The sequence below is a fragment of the Prevotella sp. E13-27 genome (assembly GCF_023217965.1).
Lineage (GTDB): Bacteria > Bacteroidota > Bacteroidia > Bacteroidales > Bacteroidaceae > Prevotella.
Genome location: NZ_JALPSC010000001.1, coordinates 2,109,846 through 2,131,426, shown reverse-complemented (window position 1 = coordinate 2,131,426; position 21,581 = coordinate 2,109,846). Strand labels below are relative to the sequence as shown.

At 46.1% G+C, this 21,581-nt stretch carries 13 protein-coding genes; 6 read left to right on the top strand and 7 right to left on the bottom strand.

Annotation, left to right across the window (positions count from 1 at the left end):
* Window positions 1-36: 36 nt before the first annotated feature.
* The 4 genes from infC to thrS form a co-directional block, all read right to left on the bottom strand.
* Window positions 37-744 carry a translation initiation factor IF-3 gene (infC, locus tag M1L52_RS08410; protein WP_248614485.1) on the bottom strand — a complete coding sequence of 236 codons (708 nt, stop codon included), beginning with the start codon at window positions 742-744 and terminating at the stop codon, window positions 37-39.
* A 123-nt stretch (window positions 745-867) separates the two neighbouring features.
* On the bottom strand, window positions 868-1,443 hold the full coding sequence (locus M1L52_RS08405; protein ID WP_248614597.1) for a manganese efflux pump MntP family protein: 576 nt from the start codon (window positions 1,441-1,443) through the stop codon (window positions 868-870).
* 5 nt (window positions 1,444-1,448) lie between these two features.
* Window positions 1,449-3,353: a sensor histidine kinase gene (locus M1L52_RS08400; protein WP_248614484.1), complete on the bottom strand. Its 1,905-nt coding sequence runs from the start codon at window positions 3,351-3,353 to the stop codon at window positions 1,449-1,451.
* Between the two features lie 361 nt (window positions 3,354-3,714).
* A complete protein-coding gene (gene thrS / locus M1L52_RS08395; RefSeq protein WP_248614483.1) occupies window positions 3,715-5,658 on the bottom strand; it encodes a threonine--tRNA ligase in 1,944 nt (647 codons plus the stop codon).
* A 144-nt stretch (window positions 5,659-5,802) separates the two neighbouring features.
* Here thrS and M1L52_RS08390 point away from each other — a divergent pair, with 144 nt between their 5' ends.
* The 6 genes from M1L52_RS08390 (at window position 5,803) to M1L52_RS08365 (ending at window position 15,211) form a co-directional block, all read left to right on the top strand.
* Window positions 5,803-7,110 (top strand): histidine-type phosphatase, encoded by a 1,308-nt coding sequence (locus tag M1L52_RS08390; protein WP_248614482.1) that lies wholly within the window; start codon window positions 5,803-5,805, stop codon window positions 7,108-7,110.
* A 74-nt stretch (window positions 7,111-7,184) separates the two neighbouring features.
* Window positions 7,185-9,305 (top strand): hypothetical protein, encoded by a 2,121-nt coding sequence (locus M1L52_RS08385; protein WP_248614481.1) that lies wholly within the window; start codon window positions 7,185-7,187, stop codon window positions 9,303-9,305.
* 9 nt (window positions 9,306-9,314) lie between these two features.
* Window positions 9,315-10,568, top strand: coding sequence for a saccharopine dehydrogenase family protein (locus M1L52_RS08380; protein ID WP_248614480.1), 1,254 nt, complete (start codon window positions 9,315-9,317; stop codon window positions 10,566-10,568).
* A gap of 43 nt (window positions 10,569-10,611) precedes the next feature.
* Window positions 10,612-12,198 (top strand): L,D-transpeptidase family protein, encoded by a 1,587-nt coding sequence (locus M1L52_RS08375; RefSeq protein WP_248614479.1) that lies wholly within the window; start codon window positions 10,612-10,614, stop codon window positions 12,196-12,198.
* Window positions 12,199-12,343: 145 nt separating this feature from the next.
* Window positions 12,344-13,375, top strand: coding sequence for a recombinase RecA (gene recA / locus M1L52_RS08370; RefSeq protein WP_248614478.1), 1,032 nt, complete (start codon window positions 12,344-12,346; stop codon window positions 13,373-13,375).
* Window positions 13,376-14,371: 996 nt separating this feature from the next.
* A complete protein-coding gene (locus M1L52_RS08365; protein WP_410896771.1) occupies window positions 14,372-15,211 on the top strand; it encodes an AAA family ATPase in 840 nt (279 codons plus the stop codon).
* Between the two features lie 107 nt (window positions 15,212-15,318).
* On the opposite strand, the gene M1L52_RS08360 is transcribed toward M1L52_RS08365, so the two are convergent.
* The 3 genes from M1L52_RS08360 to M1L52_RS08350 form a co-directional block, all read right to left on the bottom strand.
* A complete protein-coding gene (locus M1L52_RS08360) occupies window positions 15,319-17,208 on the bottom strand; it encodes an InlB B-repeat-containing protein (protein ID WP_248614476.1) in 1,890 nt (629 codons plus the stop codon).
* A gap of 15 nt (window positions 17,209-17,223) precedes the next feature.
* Window positions 17,224-20,253, bottom strand: a complete 3,030-nt coding sequence (locus tag M1L52_RS08355; protein ID WP_248614475.1) for a leucine-rich repeat domain-containing protein — start codon at window positions 20,251-20,253, stop codon at window positions 17,224-17,226.
* Between the two features lie 322 nt (window positions 20,254-20,575).
* Window positions 20,576-21,547: a family 43 glycosylhydrolase gene (locus M1L52_RS08350; protein WP_248614596.1), complete on the bottom strand. Its 972-nt coding sequence runs from the start codon at window positions 21,545-21,547 to the stop codon at window positions 20,576-20,578.
* Window positions 21,548-21,581: the final 34 nt, after the last annotated feature.

The following is a 21,581-nucleotide window of genomic DNA, read 5'->3' as shown; positions in this document are numbered from 1 at the left end:
CTGTTGTCGCTATCGTGTCATCGCGACATTACTTTATTACGCCTCTTCCTCAGTCTCAGTAAGCTTCTTCAAAGCGTCAGCACTAATCTTCGCATTTGCGAAAAGGCCTCCATTTGCCGGAGTCTCCATGTCTGCCTCAACGCTCTTCTGCTGTTTGGCGTTCTCTTTCATCTCAGCCTCGCTAGCTTCGCGGTCACGAGCCTGCTGGCTCTTCTTAGCCACACCGGCCTTCTTAGGTGCGATATAGATGAACATCTTCTTTCCTTCGAGCGATGGCATTGACTCTACCTTGCCCACTTCTTCCAAGTCATTTGCAAAACGAAGCAACAGGACTTCTCCCTGTTCCTTGAACAGAATGCTTCGTCCGCGGAAGAATACATAAGCACGCACTTTATTACCCTCTTCAAGGAACTCCTTGGCGTGCTTGAGCTTGAACTGATAGTCATGCTCATCGGTCTGAGGTCCGAAACGGATTTCTTTCACCTCTACCTTAACCTGCTTGGCTTTCATTTCCTTCGCACGTTTCTTTTGCTGATAGAGGAACTTTGAATAGTCAATGAGTCGGCATACAGGAGGATTGGCATTAGGAGAAATCTCTACAAGATCTACGCCCTGATCACGAGCCATATCCAAAGCTTGTTTTGTAGGCATCACCGATGATCCGCTCTCACCTACGATGCGGACTTCGCGCACGCGTATCTGTTCATTTACGCGATACTGATTCTGTTTTTTGTCGGGTTTCATTAACTATTTTAAAAAATCGGCTGCAAAGTTACAATATTTTATATAATCAGCAAAGCATCCGACTATCATTTTTTACATTATTTACGATTATTTATGTTTTTCAATTCCTCATCATGAACATTTTTACTCACAAAGATGCGTGATAAGTATCTTGGCTCCTATGAACAAAAGGATTAGGCCGCCGAAAAGTTCAGGTTTGATTTTCCTGCGGATGCTATTACCAAAACGTGCGCCAAACAGGAAACCAGCTATGCTAAACCCAAAAGAGCCTAAACCAATGATGACAAGTGGCATAGTCAGTTGTGCCACCCGTTCATAGCCCGTCATTGCCATTGATATGCCAACCGCCAACGCGTCGATGCTTGTAGCTACAGACTGCACGAGCTGAGTCTTGAGACTGGCAGGATTAAAATGAGGAGCATCCTCAGGCTGGAAAGCGTTGCGTATCATGCCAACTCCAAGATAAGCCAGCAGAGTGAAGGCTATCCAATGGTCGAAAGACTCAATATAGTGTGCGAAGCTGCTCGTTGCCAGCCATCCTGCTAACGGCATGGCAGCCTGAAAAAAGCCGAAGAGTACGGCAGTCCTTAAAATGACTTGCCATACTCTTCGTTGCATAATGACACCTCCCACGATTGACACTGTGAAGCAATCCATTGCGAGTGCCACGGAAAGAAGCAATATATCTACAACGCTCATCATTGCTATTCTTGTATATACGGAAGGCTCATCACAAAGCGAGCACCTTTATCATAATGTGTATCAAGGAACACGTCTCCACCTATTCTACGACACAAGGAGCGTGCAACGGTAAGTCCGATGCCTGTTCCGTCATAATACTCATCTAACTGAACGAACTCTTCAAAGATATGTTCTGCCTCTTCAGGAGGAATACCTATACCCGTATCTTCCACGACAAAGAGAATATTATCGCCATCTTTTCTCACGAGGAGCGAAGCCTTAGCTTTCTTTTCAGTATGCTCTATGCCAAGTTTTGCTTCTGCCGGATGGGTAAACTTCTTAGCGTTATCGAGCACCAGGGTAAGAGCTCGTGTAGCAGCGTCGATATTGGTTTGAATCATTACGTTCTCCACATCGGGCATCACCTCAAGACTAAAAGTAAGATGATCGGCATTACCGATGTCCGACGCATCGACAGCTTGCGCTGCTATCTGAACAGCAGGAATGTTGTCCGCACGGTCAATAACAGTTTTGCTGTTCACATCGGAAAGCTCCAACATCTTATTCACCAATCCGGTAATACGATTAGTGTTTTCTGTTATCTGCCTATTTATATCACTCTTTGTATCATCATCGAGCTCCATACCTGGCGTGGTAACAATTTGAGTAAAACCAGAAAGGATATTGAGCGGAGTGCGTATCTCATGTGATATCTGCTGAATAAAGTTTGTCTTCATTCTTGCCGATTCTTCTGCACGTGCATTCGCTATAAGCAGCTGCTCGTTTTTCTTTTCCAATTCAGCATTTGCCTTAGACAGTCGGCGTTGCGCCTTATGACGTATAACGGTATAGACAGCGAAGAATACGCTAAGTGAAATGATAGCTGTGACAAGTCCCAAGACACGTGCTCGCGAGAGACGCTCCTGTTGATGTAGAATCTGTTCCTCTTTTTGGCGTATATACTCCTGTTCTTCCGAGTCTTCATATTGCGATTTAACAATAGCGGAGTCAAGGCGCTGACATATCTGGTTTGCAACAACATTGGCAGAATCCGCATAGCCAGCCTTAAGGTTGGCATTATACTTCTTCAGCATATTCTTCTGAATGTCTTCCAACGACGAGCCAGCTTGTTCCGACAGGAAAAGAAACTCAAGATTACTTAAGTTCTTAGCTGCTTTTTCCCAATGACCAGCCATCATGAGATAATCGCTGGCATCGAGCTGTCCTTCAAAGGTATGAGAGAACTTTGTTTGCTGATAGTTATCAAACGCTTTTGTTGCCTCACTCATGCGCCCAAGGCCTTCAAGTCCGATTGCCGAGAATATCTTATATCGAGCCCATTGCTTATCTATATACAACGAATCATCGGGATAAATAATCTTATAATTCTCTATCAGTTCACCAAACCTATTGGTCCACTCAAGTCCTTGTGCATATTTTTTTACACTAAGCCAGCCGTATGCAATATTTATAAAGCCAACCACTGCATCGCGATAGGACTCCATAGATTGGTTAGATTCGATATTCTTCATGTGACGGTCATAAGCACGTTCAAAAAGTTCGTTGACCTTAGTATCCTGAACATTGAAATGTGCCTGACAACAACCGGCAAAGATAAGCAAATTTGTATAGTCGGATGTATCAAGATTATACTTGTCAAGTTTTTCCAAAGCAATCTTAACCACTTTCATAGCACTTTGGAAATTCATATATCTAATGTAGGAGCCTGCAAGATAACTCGCCGAACGTGCATATACTGCAAGTTCTTCATTATCAGTCGCATTCTCCGTAGCATTCATTGATTCTTTCCAATAGAACTCGGCTGTACGGCGCTGAGACATTCTATAGCTTGCAAAACCTTGCCAATAATAGCCTTCGCCTTCACTTATTGCTCCCGCCTTTTCAAGACTGTCAGCAAGAAAAAGCATTCTTTTATAATCCTTTGCGGCAGACGATTGTTCTATTAATTGTAAAGCCTCATCGGAAGTTGCTTTATTGCCACTCCTGATACAGCCAGCAAACAAAAGAATCGCCATCCCAACAACGATTGTCTTAGTTAGATTTAAAAAAGTATTTGTCTGTTTCACTATTTAAAATATTTCTGGGATGCAAAATTAAACAAAATTGTTCATTATAGCAAGAAATAGGTCAGATTATCACTTTTTTTCTAATAAACAGCAAAAGATCAGGAAAAACACTAAGAGCGTTCTTACTAAACACATTCAACGAAAAGCCCTTCATCGTAGAACACTCTGACGATAAAGGGCTTATCTTATCAATTAAAAAGAATTAGAATTCTTTTGTTTGTTCCTTAACCTCGGCATTTACCTTGTCAATGAACTGCTGAATGGTCATGGTAGCCTGTTCGCCACCACCCTGCTGACGCATAGAAACCATTCCCTCAGCCTCTTCCTTCTCACCGACGATGACCATGTAAGGAATACGCTTCAACTCGTTATCGCGGATCTTACGACCCAGCTTCTCGTTACGGTCATCGATAGTAGCACGAACACCCTGCAGGTCGAATTCCTTGGCAACCTTGCGTGCATAGTCGTTATACTTCTCCGACAAAGGAAGAATTGCCACCTGGTCGGGAGTAAGCCACAATGGGAAGTGACCACTGGTATGCTCAATAAGCACTGCAGTAAAGCGCTCCAATGAACCGAATGGTGCACGGTGAATCATAACAGGAGTCTTCTTCTGGTTGTCCTCATCGGTATATTCCAGTTGGAAACGCTTAGGAAGGTTATAGTCAACCTGAATAGTACCCAACTGCCAACGGCGACCAATAGCATCCTTAATCATGAAGTCGAGCTTAGGACCATAGAAAGCTGCCTCGCCATATTCTACCTTTGCTGGCAGTCCCTTCTCCTGACAAGCCTCCTGGATTGCCTTTTCAGCCAATGCCCAGTCTTCATCGGTACCAACATACTTGTCGTGATCGTTAGGGTCACGGAGGGAAATCTGTGCCTCGAACTCAAAGCCGAATGCCTTCAGCACGATGTTGATGATATCCATAACGTTGAGGAACTCCTGCTTCACCTGGTCAGGACGGCAGAAGATATGAGCATCGTCCTGAGTGAACGAGCGCACACGAGTGAATCCGTGGAGCTCACCCGACTGCTCATAACGGTAAACGGTGCCGAACTCTGCTATACGCAGTGGCAGGTCACGGTAAGAACGTGGCTTCCATGCGAAGATCTCACAGTGATGAGGGCAGTTCATTGGCTTCAGCATGTAAACCTCTCCCTCCTCAGGTGTGGTGATAGGCTGGAACGAGTCCTTGCCATAGTGATCCCAGTGACCAGAGGTGATATAAAGGTTCTTTGAGCCAATGTGCGGAGTGATAACCTCCTGATAGCCGAAACGCTTCTGAATCTTGCGCAGGTGATCCTGCAGGCGGATGCGAAGCTCTGTTCCCTTTGGTAGCCAGATGGGAAGTCCCTTACCTACCTTGTCAGAGAACATGAACAGCTCCATCTCCTTACCTATCTTACGGTGGTCGCGCTTCTTTGCCTCTTCAAGCATCACGAGATACTCATCGAGCATCTTCTTCTTTGGGAACGAGATGCCATAGAGACGCTGCATCTGCTCACGTGTAGCATCGCCACGCCAGAAGGCGCCAGCCACTGAAGTAAGCTTGATTGCCTTGATTTCGCCTGTATCAACAAGGTGCGGACCACGGCAGAGGTCAGTAAATGCGCCCTGTGTATAGGTGGTGATGGTACCATCTTCCAAGTCCTGCTCAATGTGCTCGCACTTGTAAGTCTGACCGTCGGCAGCAAACTCCTTAAGAGCATCGGCCTTGGCAACCTCCTTACGGACAACAGGTTCTTTCTTTGAAGACAGTTCCTTCATCTTCTGTTCTATCTTTGCGAAGTCGCTCTCCTTGATGCTCTCGCCGTTAGGCAGCAGCACGTCATAGAAGAAGCCGTTCTCGATGGCAGGACCGAAACCGAACTGAATACCAGGATACAACTCCTGAAGTGCCTCTGCCAGCAGGTGGGCACTAGTGTGCCAGAAGGTATGTTTACCTTGCTCGTCTTCCCACTTGTAGAGTTCAATATTGGCATCCTCCATGATTGGGCGGTTCAACTCCACAGTCTCGCCATTCACTCCACAGCTAAGAACGCTGCGTGCCAAAGCAGGCGAAATGCTTTCGGCAATCTGAAGACCAGTTACGCCCTGTTCATACGAGCGAACAGATCCGTCTGGAAAAGTAATGTTGATCATATTTACAATATATGTTTAAATTTAGCGGTGCAAAGGTACTAATAAGCAGCGGAATCGCAAAAAGAAAACCATCTTTTCTTCACAAATTTGGCAGTTTGTATAAAATATTGTACTTTTGCATTCCACATTATTAATATATAAGACATGAGAACGACATTACTTCTTTTAGCCATATCCATAATCTCTATTAGCGCCCAAGCTCAGAAGAGTGCACGCGAAGAGATAGCCGAGAACCGCTACCTTAGCGGCAGTAACTACCTCGACTATGACCGTTATCCTGCAACAAAACCCCTTACGCCATCACCCAAAGGCTACGAACCATTCTACTTCAGTCACTATGGTCGTCACGGTTCTCGCTGGCTCATTGGCAAGAAGGACTACACCCGTGTGGCAGACTTGTTGCGCAAGGCTGACAAACAGGGCAAGCTGACCACCGAAGGCAAAGAGACACTGTCACTTATTGACAAGTTCATCCCATGTACTATAAAGCGTTTTGGCGACCTCACCACAGTTGGCGAGCGCCAGCATCACGGCATAGGCAAGCGCATGACTCAACACTTCCCTGAGATATTCAAGAAGAAGAACGTAGCCATAGACGCACGCTCAACAGTTGTTCCACGCTGCATTCTTTCCATGATAGCTGAATGCGAGGAGTTTACCGCAGCCAACCCCACGGCACGCATACACAACGATGTGAGTGAATCTCTACAATACTACCTTAACCAGCCAAGAAGTGAACAGTTGAAGGAATATGGCAAACGCGTAAAATGGGAAGAGAAGCGCGCCTATCAGGAGCGCGTCACCAAACCCGAGCGCCTAATGAAAGTGCTCTTCAACGACCAGAGATGGGTAAAGGACAGCATCAATGCCGTTAATCTCATGTACGATCTCTTCGAGGTGGCAGCAAACATGCAAAGCCACGACACCGACATTGACCTTCTGAAACTCTATACTGCCGACGAGATGTACAGTCAGTGGTGCATACGAAACTGGGGCTGGTATCTTGACTACGGTGCTGCTCCACAGACAGGTGGCTTGATGCCGTTCAGCCAGACGAACCTTCTGAAGAACATCATTGAGACTGCCGACACCGTCCTTGGCAGCTCTGTAGCAAAGGCCAACGTACAAGCCACCCTCCGTTTCGGTCATGAGGTATGCGTCATGCCACTTGCATGTCTGCTTGAGCTCGACTCATGTGGTATCAGTGTTGAGAACCCCGACAGTCTCGACCGCTATTGGCGCAACTACAATATCTTCCCCATGGCATGCAACATTCAGCTGGTGTTCTATCGTCCGAAGAAAAACAAGGATGGCGACGTGCTCATGAAAGCCCTGTTAAACGAGCGCGAGGCATCGCTGCCCATCGCCACGAAACAATGGCCATATTATAGCTGGAGCGACCTGCGTAGCTACTATATTGATAAAATCAAACAGTTTGAAACGCGAAAATAGGACTTTTTGACGACAAAAAGCCATCTATATCAACAAAAAGCATTACCTTTGTAGCTTAAAAGAGAACAATTACAATGATGATGAAACATTATTACAAGTTTTTCATAAGCCTCCTTACTGTCATTTTACTCTTCTCCTGCACGGAGAAAGACAAGTTTCCTTCACCACTTAAAGGACTAAAGATTGATGACGTCTATATGGATGCCGACGAGAAGAGTCGCACTATAGAAGTCAAAGCCGTCTTTGGCGGCCAGGTGTCATGGGAAGCTACTGACTCTGCCACTAACGACAAGCCCACATGGCTTAAAGACATCAAGCTGTCAAATGGCAAGATAGAAATACAAGTGGAGGAGAACGTTACCATAAACAATCGATGTGCCCAGATCGTTTTGTTCACTCCAGAGCAGAATGCAAACAATTACGAAGAGAACGTAAAGGTTTATTTTAAGATCATCCAGTCCAGGAACAAGATGTTCGATGGCCTTGACATGTCTGAAATAAGCATTCCCTATTCTGCATGCGACACTCTCATAAACCTTGGCTACGAGCTTAGTAAGGCAAAGATTGAGATTAAGGGCGTTGGCGAAGAAAACGCATCATGGTGCAAAGCATCACTTTCAAGCGGTCAGTTCCTGAAGATACATACTGACATGTACAAAGGCAACGAACTGCGTCAGGCGCTTGTCCGCATGATACCTACAGCAAGCACTTCTGAAGTTGCCGACAGCCTTATTGCACACAAGGCAATACTCATCACACAGCATCACAACGAGGTATTTGATTCTCTTACCATAGAAGACCGCGTTGTGGGGTACGATCAGAAAACAGACACGGTGCGCTTTGAACATGACCTGAAAGACATCAGCTGCCAGATTATTGATGACCAGACCACGCAAGTTGCCCGATGGATTAAGGCGAAACTAGTTGGTAAGGAACTGATATTCTATGATATCAGCATGAACAAGGCCCTAGAAAGTCGCAATGCGACCGTAACTCTCTACTTGCTTGATGGCAGTATTGAAAAGAGCGCCGTCAAGACAACCTTCAAAGTTACTCAGGAATACCAGTCTCTGATAATTTCTGAAGACAAGAAGATTGAGACAGACCATACTGCAAAGAGCATCGACCTACATGTCAAGAGTAATGCCAAGTACCAGATTGAAATGCCTGGCGACTGGGTTAAATGCATTCTCAAGCCAGCTGATGAATACAACGATACGCTTACGCTGAATTTCAGTGAGAACATCACCAACCAGAAGCGTGAAGGTGATATGCGACTGCTGTTCTCAGGTCAGGAGACTGCAAAGATTCACATCCTGCAGAAGACCAATCCTAAGATTGTAATCAACTTTGCCGACCAGCGCAAGGAGATGAGCTTCCAGAAGTCAGGTGGCGAGTTCAACCTGCCCATAAAGACTCTCACTCCCGACTTCAAAATTACGAAGAAGGCTTCGTGGATATCGCTGTCAAACAAGACCACGGAAGGCATAGACCAGTATTACTACAAGGTCAGCGTGCCATATTTTGCAGGCGATGCCTTCGAGCGTCTTGACACTATAGTCATCACCACCTTCGGCGACACAGTGCGTTTCCCCATAAAGCAGCATAAATATATCTATCTTACCGAGGCGAAGCACGAGTTGGAGGAAGGCGACTCGTTCAAGCTCGATGCCAAGACCAATCTGGAAAAGAGCATCAGCTGGTCAAGCAGCAATAGCGAAATACTACGCGTGTCAACTAACGGATTGGTAAAGAGTGTGAACAGAGGAACACGAATCAGAAACGTCAACGACAATCCTGCAAAGATAACCGTTAAGGCATCCATCGGCCAATATGACGGAGTGGCCGACTATTTCGACTATTGCGAGGTGACCGTCTTCATTCCTGCCGACAAGGTAGGCATAAAACGCGGTGGTGGTAACTATGAAAAAACAGACAACAAGGTTACGTCAGACTGTCCTGTGACTGTCACCAACAATTATTCTAAGACCATTACGCTACAAAGCCTTTATGTTGATGGCGTAGGAGCGCTCGACGTTAGCGACAAGGAGAACGAGACGTCAACCATCAAGCTCAAGGCGGGATTATCAATGACATTCAACCTGCCAAAGCAGATGAGCGGCGTAAGCAATCCACAGGTAACATTGACCTTCGCCGTGAACGGCAAAGAATATACTAAAAAAGTAAACTATTAAAAAAAGAATATGAGCAGAGTATTAATGATTGGCGCCGGTGGCGTCGCAACAGTAGCAGCATTCAAGATTGCGCAGAATGCTGACGTGTTTACAGAATTCATGATTGCCTCACGCCGCAAAGAGAAATGTGACGCGATTGTAAAAGCAATAGAGGCTAAAGGTCTTCTCTCTAACCACTCACCACTAAAGATCAAGACAGCACAGGTCGATGCTGACGATGTGGAGCAGCTGAAGGCGCTCTTCAACGACTTCAAACCCGAGTTGGTTATAAACCTTGCCCTCCCCTATCAGGACCTCACCATCATGGATGCCTGCCTGGCATGCGGCTGCAACTATCTCGACACAGCCAACTATGAGCCAAAGGACGAGGCACACTTCGAGTACTCTTGGCAGTGGGCCTATCGCGACCGCTTCCGCGAGGCAGGTCTGACAGCCATCCTCGGCTGCGGATTCGACCCGGGCGTGACAAGCATCTACACTGCCTATGCAGCAAAGCATCACTTCAAGGAGATTCAGTATCTCGACATCGTTGACTGCAACGCTGGCGACCACCACAAGGCCTTCGCAACAAACTTCAACCCTGAGATAAACATCCGTGAGATTACTCAGAAAGGTCTCTATTGGGAGAATGGCAAGTGGGTTGAGACAGAGCCACTGGAGATTCACAAGGATCTGAACTATCCTAACATTGGTCCACGCGACAGCTACCTGCTCCACCACGAGGAGATAGAGTCGCTTGTCATCAACTACCCCACCATCAAGCGTGCACGTTTCTGGATGACCTTCGGCCAGCAGTATCTTAAGCATCTCGATGTTATTCAGAACATCGGCATGAGCCGCATCGACGAGGTGGTTTACGAGGCACCTCTGGCCGACGGCTCAGGCGTGGCAAAAGTAAAGATTGTACCTCTGCAGTTCCTCAAGGCCGTGCTGCCCAACCCACAGGATCTCGGCGAGAACTATGAGGGCGAGACATCTATCGGCTGCCGCATCCGTGGTATCGGCAACGACGGCAAGGAGCACACCTATTATGTATATAACAACTGCAAGCACCAGGATGCCTACAAGGAGACTGGCATGCAGGGTGTGAGCTACACCACAGGCGTTCCTGCCATGATTGGTGCCATGATGTTCTGCAAGGGTCTGTGGAAGAAGCCAGGCGTGTTCAACGTTGAGGAGTTCGATCCCGATCCATTCATGGAGCAGCTGAACAAGCAGGGTCTGCCTTGGCATGAGATCCACGACGGCGACCTTGAGCTGTAAGAGACAAAAAAATCACAAACCATTAACCGTCATCTTTTAGTGCATGAAGTGGCTGTATCTCACACTCACGATGATTGCAACGATGGGACTCGTCTCATCGTGTGGCGGGTCAGGCGAACTGCCGGAGGCTGAGCAATCAGCCTTCGGCATCTTTGTTGATTCGCTCGATGCCGCCCTCATGCAAAAGCGCATTCAGCAATTGGTGAAAGATGACACAACACAATGGAAAGCCGACAAGGCTGTAAGAAAGCGCTATGAGGAGATGACCGACTTCGGCAGCAGTCCTCTGTGGTTCACCGCCATGGGCATGTCGGCAGGTGCAGACTCGCTGCTTGCCACGTTGAGACGTGAGCTGCCCCTTGCCGGACTTGACAGCACAGCATTCTTTGTCCCTCAGATAGCTTCTGACCTAAGCATCATTCATCAGCTTGCTTTCGACTCCCTCCACATAGACATCAACGACGTTCTTCCACATCTCGACTATTATCTGTCGAAAGCCTATGTGCGCTATTGCGCCGGACAGCGCTATGGTTTCATGCGCCCTCAACAGGTGTTCAACAAACTGGAGTATAAGCCGAACACCGAGAAAAAAGTATTTGCACAACTGTTCGCCTATGACGTTGAGACGCCTGAATATACGGAGAGCGTTGAGATGCTGTCGTCTGACAATCGTCTCAACCATCTCATAACATCTCTGCCACAAGACGCAGTAAGCAAGGCGCTACGCCAACAGATGGCAAAGACAAAAGATCCGAAGGTGCGCCAGAAACTCGCTGTCAACATGGAGCGTTGCCGTTGGAGAATGAAGCGTCCTTCTGACACGTCAGGCAAGCACATCATAGTCAACATCCCTGCACAGCAGCTGTGGGCAGTCTGTTCCGACTCTGTACTAAACATGCGTATATGCTGTGGCGCAGTAACCAACAAAACGCCTCTGCTGTGCAGCGAGATTAGCCACATGCAGGTTAACCCCGACTGGATAGTGCCACAAACCATCGTCAAGACCGACTTTCTGCGCCATGCCGGCGACTCCGCCTATTTTGCACGTAACAACTACTACATCTTAGAGAAGAGTTCCGGCGACACGCTCCGCGTAGCCGATGTCACTGCTGAAGAGCTTGAGGAAGGTCATCTGCGTGTAGGACAGCTTGGTGGTGCAGACAACTCCCTTGGACGTATAGTGTTTCGCTTCGCCAATGACTTCGGCATCTATCTGCACGACACAAACAACCGCCGTGCTTTCACCCGAGAGAAGCGCACACTATCCCACGGCTGCATACGCGTAGAGAAACCTTTCGAGCTCGCATGCTTCATGCTTCCCGAAGCCGACGAATGGCTGCTTGACCGTCTGCGCATATCAATGGACATTCCACCAGTGGGCGACAAAGGCAAGAAATTCTTAAAGGAACATAAGGACGATGAAAAACGTCCGTTCCGTCTGCTCACCTATCAACAGGTATCACCCCACCTTCCTCTATACATTATTTATTATACAGCCTACCCCAACCCCGAAACTGGTAAAGTGGAACTTCTTCCCGACCTATATGGCTATGATGAAGTAATCTATAGAGAGATAAAACCATTCTGCGAGCATCTTTCCCAGCAAAATGTTGAAAAAAGGTCAAAATAGCAAAAAAACAGCATTTGTGGCGGTTTTGTTTGGAAAGAAGAAAAAATATGCCTATTTTTGTAGTCAAATTGCAAGATGTGTCTTGATACACACATCAGCATATCCTATTTCTACGAAACATTACAACTAAGAAACAAAATAATTTATGGCAAAGAAAGAGACAGAGGGCGAAGCATTGACCCCTCAGCAGGAGAAACTGAAAGCCTTGCAGGCTGCCATGTCGAAGATTGAGAAGGACTTCGGCAAAGGAAGCATCATGCGCATGGGCGATGAGAAGATAGAACAAGTTGATGTCATCCCTACCGGTTCAATAGCACTTAACGCTGCACTTGGCGTTGGCGGCTACCCCAAGGGACGCATCATCGAGATATACGGTCCTGAGTCAAGTGGTAAGACCACGTTGGCCATCCATGCCATTGCAGAGTGCCAGAAGGCTGGCGGCATTGCAGCATTCATCGATGCTGAGCATGCCTTCGACCGCTTCTACGCACAGAAGCTGGGTGTCGATGTTAACAACCTCTATATCTCTCAGCCCGACAATGGTGAGCAGGCACTTGAGATTGCCGACCAGCTCATCCGCTCGGCAGCCATCGACATCATCGTCATTGACTCTGTAGCTGCGCTGACTCCGAAGAAAGAGATTGAGGGCGACATGGGCGACTCGGCTGTAGGTCTGCATGCACGACTGATGAGCCAGGCTCTGCGCAAGGTCACCTCTACCATATCAAAGACCAACACCACCTGCATATTCATCAACCAGCTACGCGAGAAGATTGGCGTTATGTTCGGCAATCCAGAGACAACCACTGGCGGTAACGCCCTGAAGTTCTATGCTTCCGTGCGTCTCGACATACGCAAGGTGACAGCCATCAAGGATGGTGACAACGTCATTGGCAATCAGGTGCGTGTCAAGGTAGTAAAGAACAAGGTGGCTCCTCCATTCCGAAAGGCAGAGTTCGAGATAACCTTTGGCGAGGGCATCTCACGCGTTGGCGAGATTGTTGATCTTGGTGTTGACCTTGAGATCATCAAGAAGAGCGGCTCATGGTTCAGCTATGGTGAATCGAAGCTGGGCCAGGGACGCGACGCTACAAAGGCGCTGCTTAAGGACAATCCCGAGCTGTGCGAAGAGCTCGAAGCAAAGATCATGGAGAAAATCAACGAACAGAACGCGTAAAGCGTTTAAGCCAAACGCTCAGAGCAAACAAGCTCAAATCACAAATAATAGGGCGTATCGTAATTACTACAACGGATTACACGGATTTAACGGATTCACTAAGTTGCTGATTCAGCAGGGCTTACCTCCGTAAAATCCGTGTAATCCGTTGTTTTTAAAAGGAATCCTGTGTTTTGACACACTCTCTTTCTATTATTGCAGTTTCACATAATCGCAAATATTTTCAGGTTCTGGCAGTTATTGATTATGATATAGTCAGGTATTCTCACCAAGACAGACTGCAATTCTTAAATCTGCGACACAGATTATTTAAACCATGACGTAGATTATTAAATCTGCGACGCAGATTTAATAATCCGTGTCACAGATTCAACTATTTCAATCTAACTTACAACTATTTTCAGTCACTATTCACTACTACTCCAGACTCGCTTTTCAGAAATGAGTGAATGAAAAATAACTTATTTCGTTCTTCTTTAAGTCGGCTATAGAACGAATGAAAAGTGAAATGGCCCAGAAAAAGAAAAGCGTATTACCTTTAGTATTCTTTTAGAAAAACCGAAATCTCCATCGGTTCCACGCTGATTCGGATGTATAGGGGACTGAGAAATCCTAATAATTACTAAATTACACAAGTTTGTGATTCACAAACTTGTGTAATTTGTTTGTTTTATGTAGTTTTGCATTTAAAATCAACGTGTTATGGAAAAAAGTTTTGTTTATGGAGTGGCCGTAAATGACTTTAATTTTACGGGAAGAACGGAAGAAAGTCAACGTTTGCGAAAGGACTTCGAAGGTGGATTGAATAGCATCCTCATCTCACCACGTCGGTGGGGAAAAACCTCCTTGGTAAAACATGTATGCCGACAATTACAAAATAATGAAAGAATAATAACCGTCTACTTAGACATTTTTGGCTGTAAAACAGAATACGAGTTCTACAATGCCTTTGTTTCTGCCCTGCTCCAGCAAACTGCTTCAAAAACACAACTGTGGATGGAAGAAGCACGCGACTTCCTGTTGCGCTTGACACCAAAGCTATCCCTTTCTCCTGATCCATCCTCAGAATTTAGCGTATCGCTGGGCATCACACCTGAGACTCATACACCAGATCAAGTGTTGAATATGGCCGAAGAGATTGCCATACGTAAGGGGAAATACATCACAATCTGTATCGATGAGTTTCAGCAGGTGGGCGAATGGACTGACAGCCGCAGCATTCAGGCTCGCATGCGTGCTGCTTGGCAGCATCACCAGCATGCCAGTTACTGTCTCTTTGGTAGTAAACAGCACATGATGAGTGCAATTTTTCTGAATCGGAGCATGCCTTTCTATCAGTTTGGCGATCTCATCTGGCTTCAGAAGATACCTGTCAGCGACTGGCTGCCCTATATCATCAGCCATTTCAAGCATGGCAATCGCTGCATCAGCAATGACCTTGCCACACGCATCTGCGAAGAAGTTGAATGCTACCCGTCTTATGTTCAGCATCTTGCTTCCATTATTTACAATATGACCGCTGAAGGCAACACGGTCACAGAAGACATGATTGCCCCAGCTATCAGTCAACTGATTAGCACTAACGAGATGCTTTATATGCAGCAGGTCGAGCCGCTATCAGCATACCAGATGAATCTTCTTCGTGCCATTGTTTCAGGCATACACATAGGTTTCAATGAGAAAAAGGTACGTAAGTCTTTTGATCTTGGCTCCCCCTCGAACTTTGTCCGTCTACGCGATGCTCTCATTCATGCTGACCTGATCTATTCCGAGATGAAGCAGCTTTACATCACCGACCCAGTATTCTCCCTTTGGTTCAGAAGAAGGTTCAGTTGAAATATATCGCTTGACATATAATCACTTACGATACAACGCAACAATCGGTTTGAGTTGACTCAAACCGATTGTTTTGTAGTTAAACTCTTTAGAATATGGCTCCGTCTTTATCGGAACACCTTCCGTGTAGTACCATCCTTCATTTTCAGCACATTCATGCCTCGCTTCATCTTCGATAACTTACGGCCTGTGCTGTCGAATATGGCTTTGATGCCATCGGTATCTGCATTGAGGCTGCCAATTCCTGTAATAATCATTGCATGGTACTCGATATCCTTTGCTGGCATTGTCTCGTACTTCTCACCGTCCCAACCAGCGAACGCATAACGGCTGGTATTCTCAGGCGTGTAATCACGCAGCGTCAGTTTCGCACCATATTCCACCTCGTCCTCGGCCCAAAGTTGTTGACCAACATAGTAGCGTACCTTGTACTTGTTGACAGTAAACGTTCCTGTAATCACTACATCATTCGCAGGCATAGTTGCAGGAATCTCACTCCATCCGCTGAAGGTATGACCTTCCTTCGTGGGTGCAGCCTCAGGAGTGATTGCTGTACCATAAGCAATGCTTGATGTCTTGTACACCTCACCATCAACCTTATAGGTTAAAGTATAGCTATTGACAGAGAATGAACCTGTAATCACAACATCGTTCGCAGGCATCGTAGCTGGAATCTCACTCCATCCGCTGAAGGTATGTCCTTCCTTCGTAGGAGCAGCCTCAGGAGTTATCGCTGTACCATAGGCAACAGTTGAGGTCTTGTACACCTCACCATCAACCTTATAGGTTAAAGTATAGCTATTGACAGAGAATGAACCTGTAATCACTACATCATTCGCAGGCATCGTTGCAGGAATCTCACTCCATCCGCTGAAGGTATGTCCTTCCTTAGTTGGAGCAGCCTCAGGAGTGATTGCTGTACCATAAGCAATGCTTGATGTCTTGTACACCTCACCATCAACCTTATAAGTCAAAGTATAGCTATTGACAGAGAACTGTGCAGTAAACGTCAGGTCGTTGGCAGGCATCGATGCAGGAATCTCCTTGTCCCAGCCTGTGAACGTATAGCCTTCCTTCACAGGATCGGAAGGTTTCACAACCGTAGCCTCATATTCCACTTCGTTCTCAGTGCTCTTACCGTCCACGATCCAAGTTATTATGTACTTGTTGCGATCCCACTGGGCAGTGAACGTCATGTCTGTTGCGGGAACCTTTGCAGGAACGGCAGGATTCCAGCCCTTGAAGGTAAACCCAGTCTTCACAGGATTCTCAGGAGCCGTCAGTTCACTTGCATAGTCCTGCTTCTTCACCACGTTCTCCTGACTATTATCAAGTACAAAAGTCATAGTATACTGGTTGATGCTGAACATACCTGTTACCACAACATCATTCGCAGGCATCGTAGCTGGAATCTCACTCCAACCTGAGAAGGTATAGCCTTCCTTAGTTGGTGCGGCCTCAGGAATGATTGCTGTACCATAATTAATGCTTGCTGTCTTGTAAACCTTGCCATCAACCTTGTAGGTCAAAGTATAAGGAACATTCACTCTGAAAGAGATATCAGAAGGATATAATTTCTGAGAGCTACTCGTAGCTAAAATGACATTCTTCAACGATGCAGTTCCACCTTTAGCAGCATTAGCTGCAGAAAGTGACAACTTAAGAATCTCACCACTTGTTTCTGTGATAGGAGTTAACGCAAAGGACGTGCTAGTCAACCGGATACTTCCATCAGGTTGTTTGCCAATTACAAGTTCTTGATCTTCGTCTGTAATTCTATTACCTAATGAACATCCAGCTTTGTTAATCGTTATACCATCAGGTAGCGACAGATCCATTTGGAAAGAGACGATATTCGTTTGCGTATTGTTCAGATCAATGCTTATTACCTTCGTTTCGCCAGGATTCAGTGTCGCATCAGCAATACTTATGGTTTGGGCATTGGCACTCATAAGACTGAGCACTATTGCCATAAAGAGAAAAATAAACTTCTTCATAACACCATGTTTTTATTATTTTACCATCATCTTCTTACCACCAACGATATACAGTCCTTTCGTCAGCGAACCAGCTTTCATCTTACGACCTTGAAAGTCATAGACATCTTTCTCGCCGTTAGAAAGTGATGAAGTGAGTTTTTCTATACCTGTCGTTTCGCTTAGGGCGATATCTGCAAACCTAAAGTCGTTGCCCTCTACATCGAAGAAGTGGATGTCGCGGATACCCATATCATTTCCGCTTATTCCGCTTACTGCTATATTCAGTAGTTCGCCTGCATTACCATTAAACACCTTGTTGCTAGTTGACAAAGCAGCCACACGATAATGACCATCTTCTATCTTATTATAAAGCAGCTGATGCTTATGTTTACGCAGCGTATTCAGCATCATCTTTTCTACATCCGTTTCCTCTGGAATATATAAATCAAATTGGAAGGCTGTGTATGCGCTGTTGTTTTTTAATGAGAATGATAGACTTTGGTCGGAATTCCTTGTCAAAGTCAGTATTCCATCGCTCACTGCTGGTGCATGCAAGGGTCTTGCCCAGTTTACATCACCAGCAATCTCGTTGACCAGCACCACAGCATCGCCCACATTCACCTCACCGCTACCGTTCAAGTCGGCCAATATCTTGTCAAACGATTCGCTGGGCGTACCAACCACGAAACGTGCTATGTCCACCACGTCCACAACATCCACAAATCCGTCCTGGTTCACATCTGGATCGGGGAACCCTTTGATATTTTGAAATTCCTTCCAGAATTCTGCTGCCATATATTTGTTCTTTCCATCTTTCGGACAGTAAAGAGTGTTGTAACTACGATTTGGGAACACATTACTATATATGGAGATGGGATTGGGACGTTCTACCGTTACATTCATCAATGTCCAACATCCATAGAAAGTACCATCGTCAAGTTTTGTAACCCCTTCGCCAAGTACAACATGATTGAACTTAGCCGTACTAAAGGGAGAAGAGAATACATTCGGGATATCTGGAAGATTGCCATTCAGACGGAGCGTACCCTGACAGCCATTGAAGTCATTACCTCCAATCTTCTGGAGTGTAGATGGAAGCGACACAGAAGTAACGCCTGAACATCCAAAGAAGGTTGAGCCTTCAAGCACCCTTACGCCCTCTTTCAGATGAATAGCATTGAGACTGCTGCATTTCTCAAAAGCACTATAGCCAAGACTGTCCAGACTACTTGGGAAATCAAAACTAGTCATCTTGCCACATTCACTGAAAGCATACTGGCCAATATACTTCATCTTGGTCACACCTTCAGGTACAGTAACAGTAGCCAGTTCAGTACAGCTACGGAAGGCATATTCACCAATGTTGCCAACCCCGTTGCCAAAAGTAACCGATGTGAGGCTGATACAACCATCGAATGCACTATTTCCAATCTCGCAAGAGAGCACAGAACCAGGCGCGAGGGTCAGTTTCCTACAAATCAGAAAGGCTCTATCCTCAATGCTCGTTACACTTGCAGGGATATAAACAGAGGCCAGGTTTTGGCAATCATAGAAAGCATTGCTTCCAATGGACTGCAAGCCTCTTGGCAACGTGAGCGAAAGCAGACTGGGGTTTCCTCTGAATGCATTACTGCCAATGCGAGTAACTCCCTCGCCAATGATAATTTCGGAAAACCTGCAATCATAACTGAAGGCTTCAGTATTATCAGGTATACTACAGTTGATTGTAGCCTTACCTGTACACCCACCTCCAAACGCATATTGTCCGATAGTGGTTACTGTCGACGGTATGGTAATCGACTGCAAGCCAGTACAACCGTAGAAAGCAGTTCGTCCGATGATGATCACACTACTAGGGATACTCACGACTTTCAGGCTGGAACAATATTCGAAAACAGCTCCTCCGTCAACATCGCCAATGCTGGTCACGCCATTACCCAAGGTAAGGTTTTCCAACTTGCTGCAATTCGCAAAGGCATTATTGCCAATTGCTCCTGTGGGTATCGCTACGGACTGCAAATTGCTACATTCAGCAAAAGCTGATGAGCCAATTGTCTGCATTCCGTTACCCAGTGTGGCAGAAGTAAGGCTTGTGCAACCACGGAACGCTGCGCCACCTATAGATGTCAAGGCATCAGGAATGATGATGGAGGTGAGGCCAGTACAGCCGTCAAAAGCATAATCACCAATGTTGGTAACATTCTGTCCGATAGTAACAGTAGTTAGCGTAGTACATCCGCCGAATGCATAGCGACCTATGCTCTTCACGCTATCGCCCATTACCACTTCTGTTATTTGGGAATCCCTGAACGTGCCGTGATCGTAGAACGTGGGATTAGGGATGGAACAATTTATAGTGACTTTACCCGTACAGCCCCTGAAAGCAGAAGATTCAATATATGTCACGCTCATAGGAATGGATAAGGAAACAAGACCAGTACAACCATCACAGAATCCGGCTTCTATCCTTTTTACGCCATTGGGTATAACGATGTTTTTCAAACTTGTACAGCCAGAGAACAAACCATTTGAAATCGTCTCTATACCACTTGGAATAGAGATTGAAGTCAAGCCTACACAATCTTTAAAAGCCTCAGAACCGATGGATGTCACATTGTCTGGTATATTAATAGAAGTCAGGCCTGCTCCTTCAAAAGTGCCATCACCTATAGTTGTTAAGCTACTGGGTAGATTGATGGACTTTAACTTAGTACATCCCTTAAAAGCAGATGATCCTATTTCCACCAACGTTGTAGGAGGTAGAGTTATCGTTGTAAGATTCGTACAACCTTCAAAGGCCGAAGTTCCAATGTAGGTTAAACCGTCAGGAAAGGATATGGATTTCAAAGTTGTCTTGTCTTTGAACACGTTTGCACTTATTCCTGTTACATTATACACAATCTCATCATGAATAATACTGGCTGGAACATCTATATGCTCTACATCCTGGGAACATGCCACTATCGACACATCACGTCCTATTACGCCGTAATAGGTAAAGCCTTCATGGTCAAAAGTATAGGGAGCTGCCCACGATAGCATAGGTATTACCATCATTAGCATGATAGCAAATATTTTTTTCGCTATCAATTCTTTGCTCGTTATCAAAAAGCATACATTTTTTATCATAACTTTGCAGTTTATATGGTTAAGTATTATTATTCAGTATAATGGTTAGTTATTTCAATATTAATAGGCTACACTCGCCCTTTACAGGTTATCATTGCTGGCTGCAAAAATAAGAATTATTTTCCAACAATCAAAATTATGGGAAGAAAATGTTTGAATATACGAAAAAGTCACCCTGCAAAGGTGACTTTATATTATTGGGGGATTATGTGATTGAACAATGTAGATTGGCAGAACAATCTCGATGTTTTCAAGTCTATTTCAGCATCGGCCACCCATCAGCTGTCCAGGTAATGGGGCGCTGGATGAGTAGAGCTGCTCCATTGTGAGCGGTGCTATAGCCGTGACAGATGAAGATGTCTTCGCCATCGAAGTTATAGGCGGCACAGTGGCCTGCTGCCTCCCATTGTTTTTTGTCGCCTTCAATGAAGAGCGTACCGCCACCTTGGGCCATATCTTTGCCATCACGGTCGAGATAGGGACCATCGACGGTCTTGCTTCGCCCCACTGCCACACGATAGTTACTCTTCGCTCCGCGACAACAGTAGTCCCACGACACAAAGAGATAATAGTATCCGCCATGCTTGAAGATGAATGGCGCTTCAATGGCGTTTGTTCCCGCATATTTCGACGTGGGATTTGGCTCTGTTGGCTTGTAGTTTGGATCGTAGCGACGGGCAATGGTGCGCGGCTGCTGACCCTTGGCGATGTGCATCGTTGAGTCAAGACGAGCTATCTGTATTCCATCCCAGAACGAGCCCCAGACCATCCAAGGAGTGTCGGTGGCATCGTCAATAATGAAGTTAGGGTCAATGGCGTTCCAGTTGTCACGTTTCTCACGAGAAGTCACTATGCATCCCTCATCCTTCCAACGGTTAGAAGCGAGCGAACGGCTGCTTAGCAGACCGATGGCAGAGCCGTTCTTGCCGAAGGTGGAACAGCTATAAGCCATCCACCAACGGTCATGCCACTTAATCACATCGGGCGCCCATACATGATTACGGAATCCTGGCACGGAGTCGGTGGTCCAGCCGGGGATAACGGTCATCACAGGCTGACGCTCTATGGTCCATGACTTGCGGTCCTTTGAAGTCATGCGCTGTATGCCCATGCCTGTGGAGTAGAGATAGTAAGTATCGCCCTCTTTAGCCATCACTGGGTCGTGCACTGTCACCCACAGGTAATCGCTCTTGTAGGGGTAGTTTTCAGCCTTCAGGATAACGCCCATCATGAGGCCTATAAATACTGCAAAAAACTTTTTC

What these genes read in the sequence shown, in the direction of transcription:
- M1L52_RS08355 (WP_248614475.1), bottom strand. Translation starts at nt 20,253, where the DNA reads ATGCTAATGATGGTAATACCTATGCTATCGTGGGCAGCTCCCTATACT.
- M1L52_RS08385 (WP_248614481.1), top strand. Translation starts at nt 7,185, where the DNA reads ATGATGATGAAACATTATTACAAGTTTTTCATAAGCCTCCTTACTGTC.
- thrS (WP_248614483.1), bottom strand. Translation starts at nt 5,658, where the DNA reads ATGATCAACATTACTTTTCCAGACGGATCTGTTCGCTCGTATGAACAG.
- M1L52_RS08360 (WP_248614476.1), bottom strand. Translation starts at nt 17,208, where the DNA reads ATGAAGAAGTTTATTTTTCTCTTTATGGCAATAGTGCTCAGTCTTATG.
- M1L52_RS08350 (WP_248614596.1), bottom strand. Translation starts at nt 21,547, where the DNA reads ATGGGCGTTATCCTGAAGGCTGAAAACTACCCCTACAAGAGCGATTAC.
- M1L52_RS08375 (WP_248614479.1), top strand. Translation starts at nt 10,612, where the DNA reads ATGAAGTGGCTGTATCTCACACTCACGATGATTGCAACGATGGGACTC.
- recA (WP_248614478.1), top strand. Translation starts at nt 12,344, where the DNA reads ATGGCAAAGAAAGAGACAGAGGGCGAAGCATTGACCCCTCAGCAGGAG.
- M1L52_RS08405 (WP_248614597.1), bottom strand. Translation starts at nt 1,443, where the DNA reads ATGAGCGTTGTAGATATATTGCTTCTTTCCGTGGCACTCGCAATGGAT.
- M1L52_RS08400 (WP_248614484.1), bottom strand. Translation starts at nt 3,353, where the DNA reads ATGCTTTTTCTTGCTGACAGTCTTGAAAAGGCGGGAGCAATAAGTGAA.
- M1L52_RS08380 (WP_248614480.1), top strand. Translation starts at nt 9,315, where the DNA reads ATGAGCAGAGTATTAATGATTGGCGCCGGTGGCGTCGCAACAGTAGCA.
- M1L52_RS08390 (WP_248614482.1), top strand. Translation starts at nt 5,803, where the DNA reads ATGAGAACGACATTACTTCTTTTAGCCATATCCATAATCTCTATTAGC.
- M1L52_RS08365 (WP_410896771.1), top strand. Translation starts at nt 14,372, where the DNA reads ATGGAAGAAGCACGCGACTTCCTGTTGCGCTTGACACCAAAGCTATCC.
- infC (WP_248614485.1), bottom strand. Translation starts at nt 744, where the DNA reads ATGAAACCCGACAAAAAACAGAATCAGTATCGCGTAAATGAACAGATA.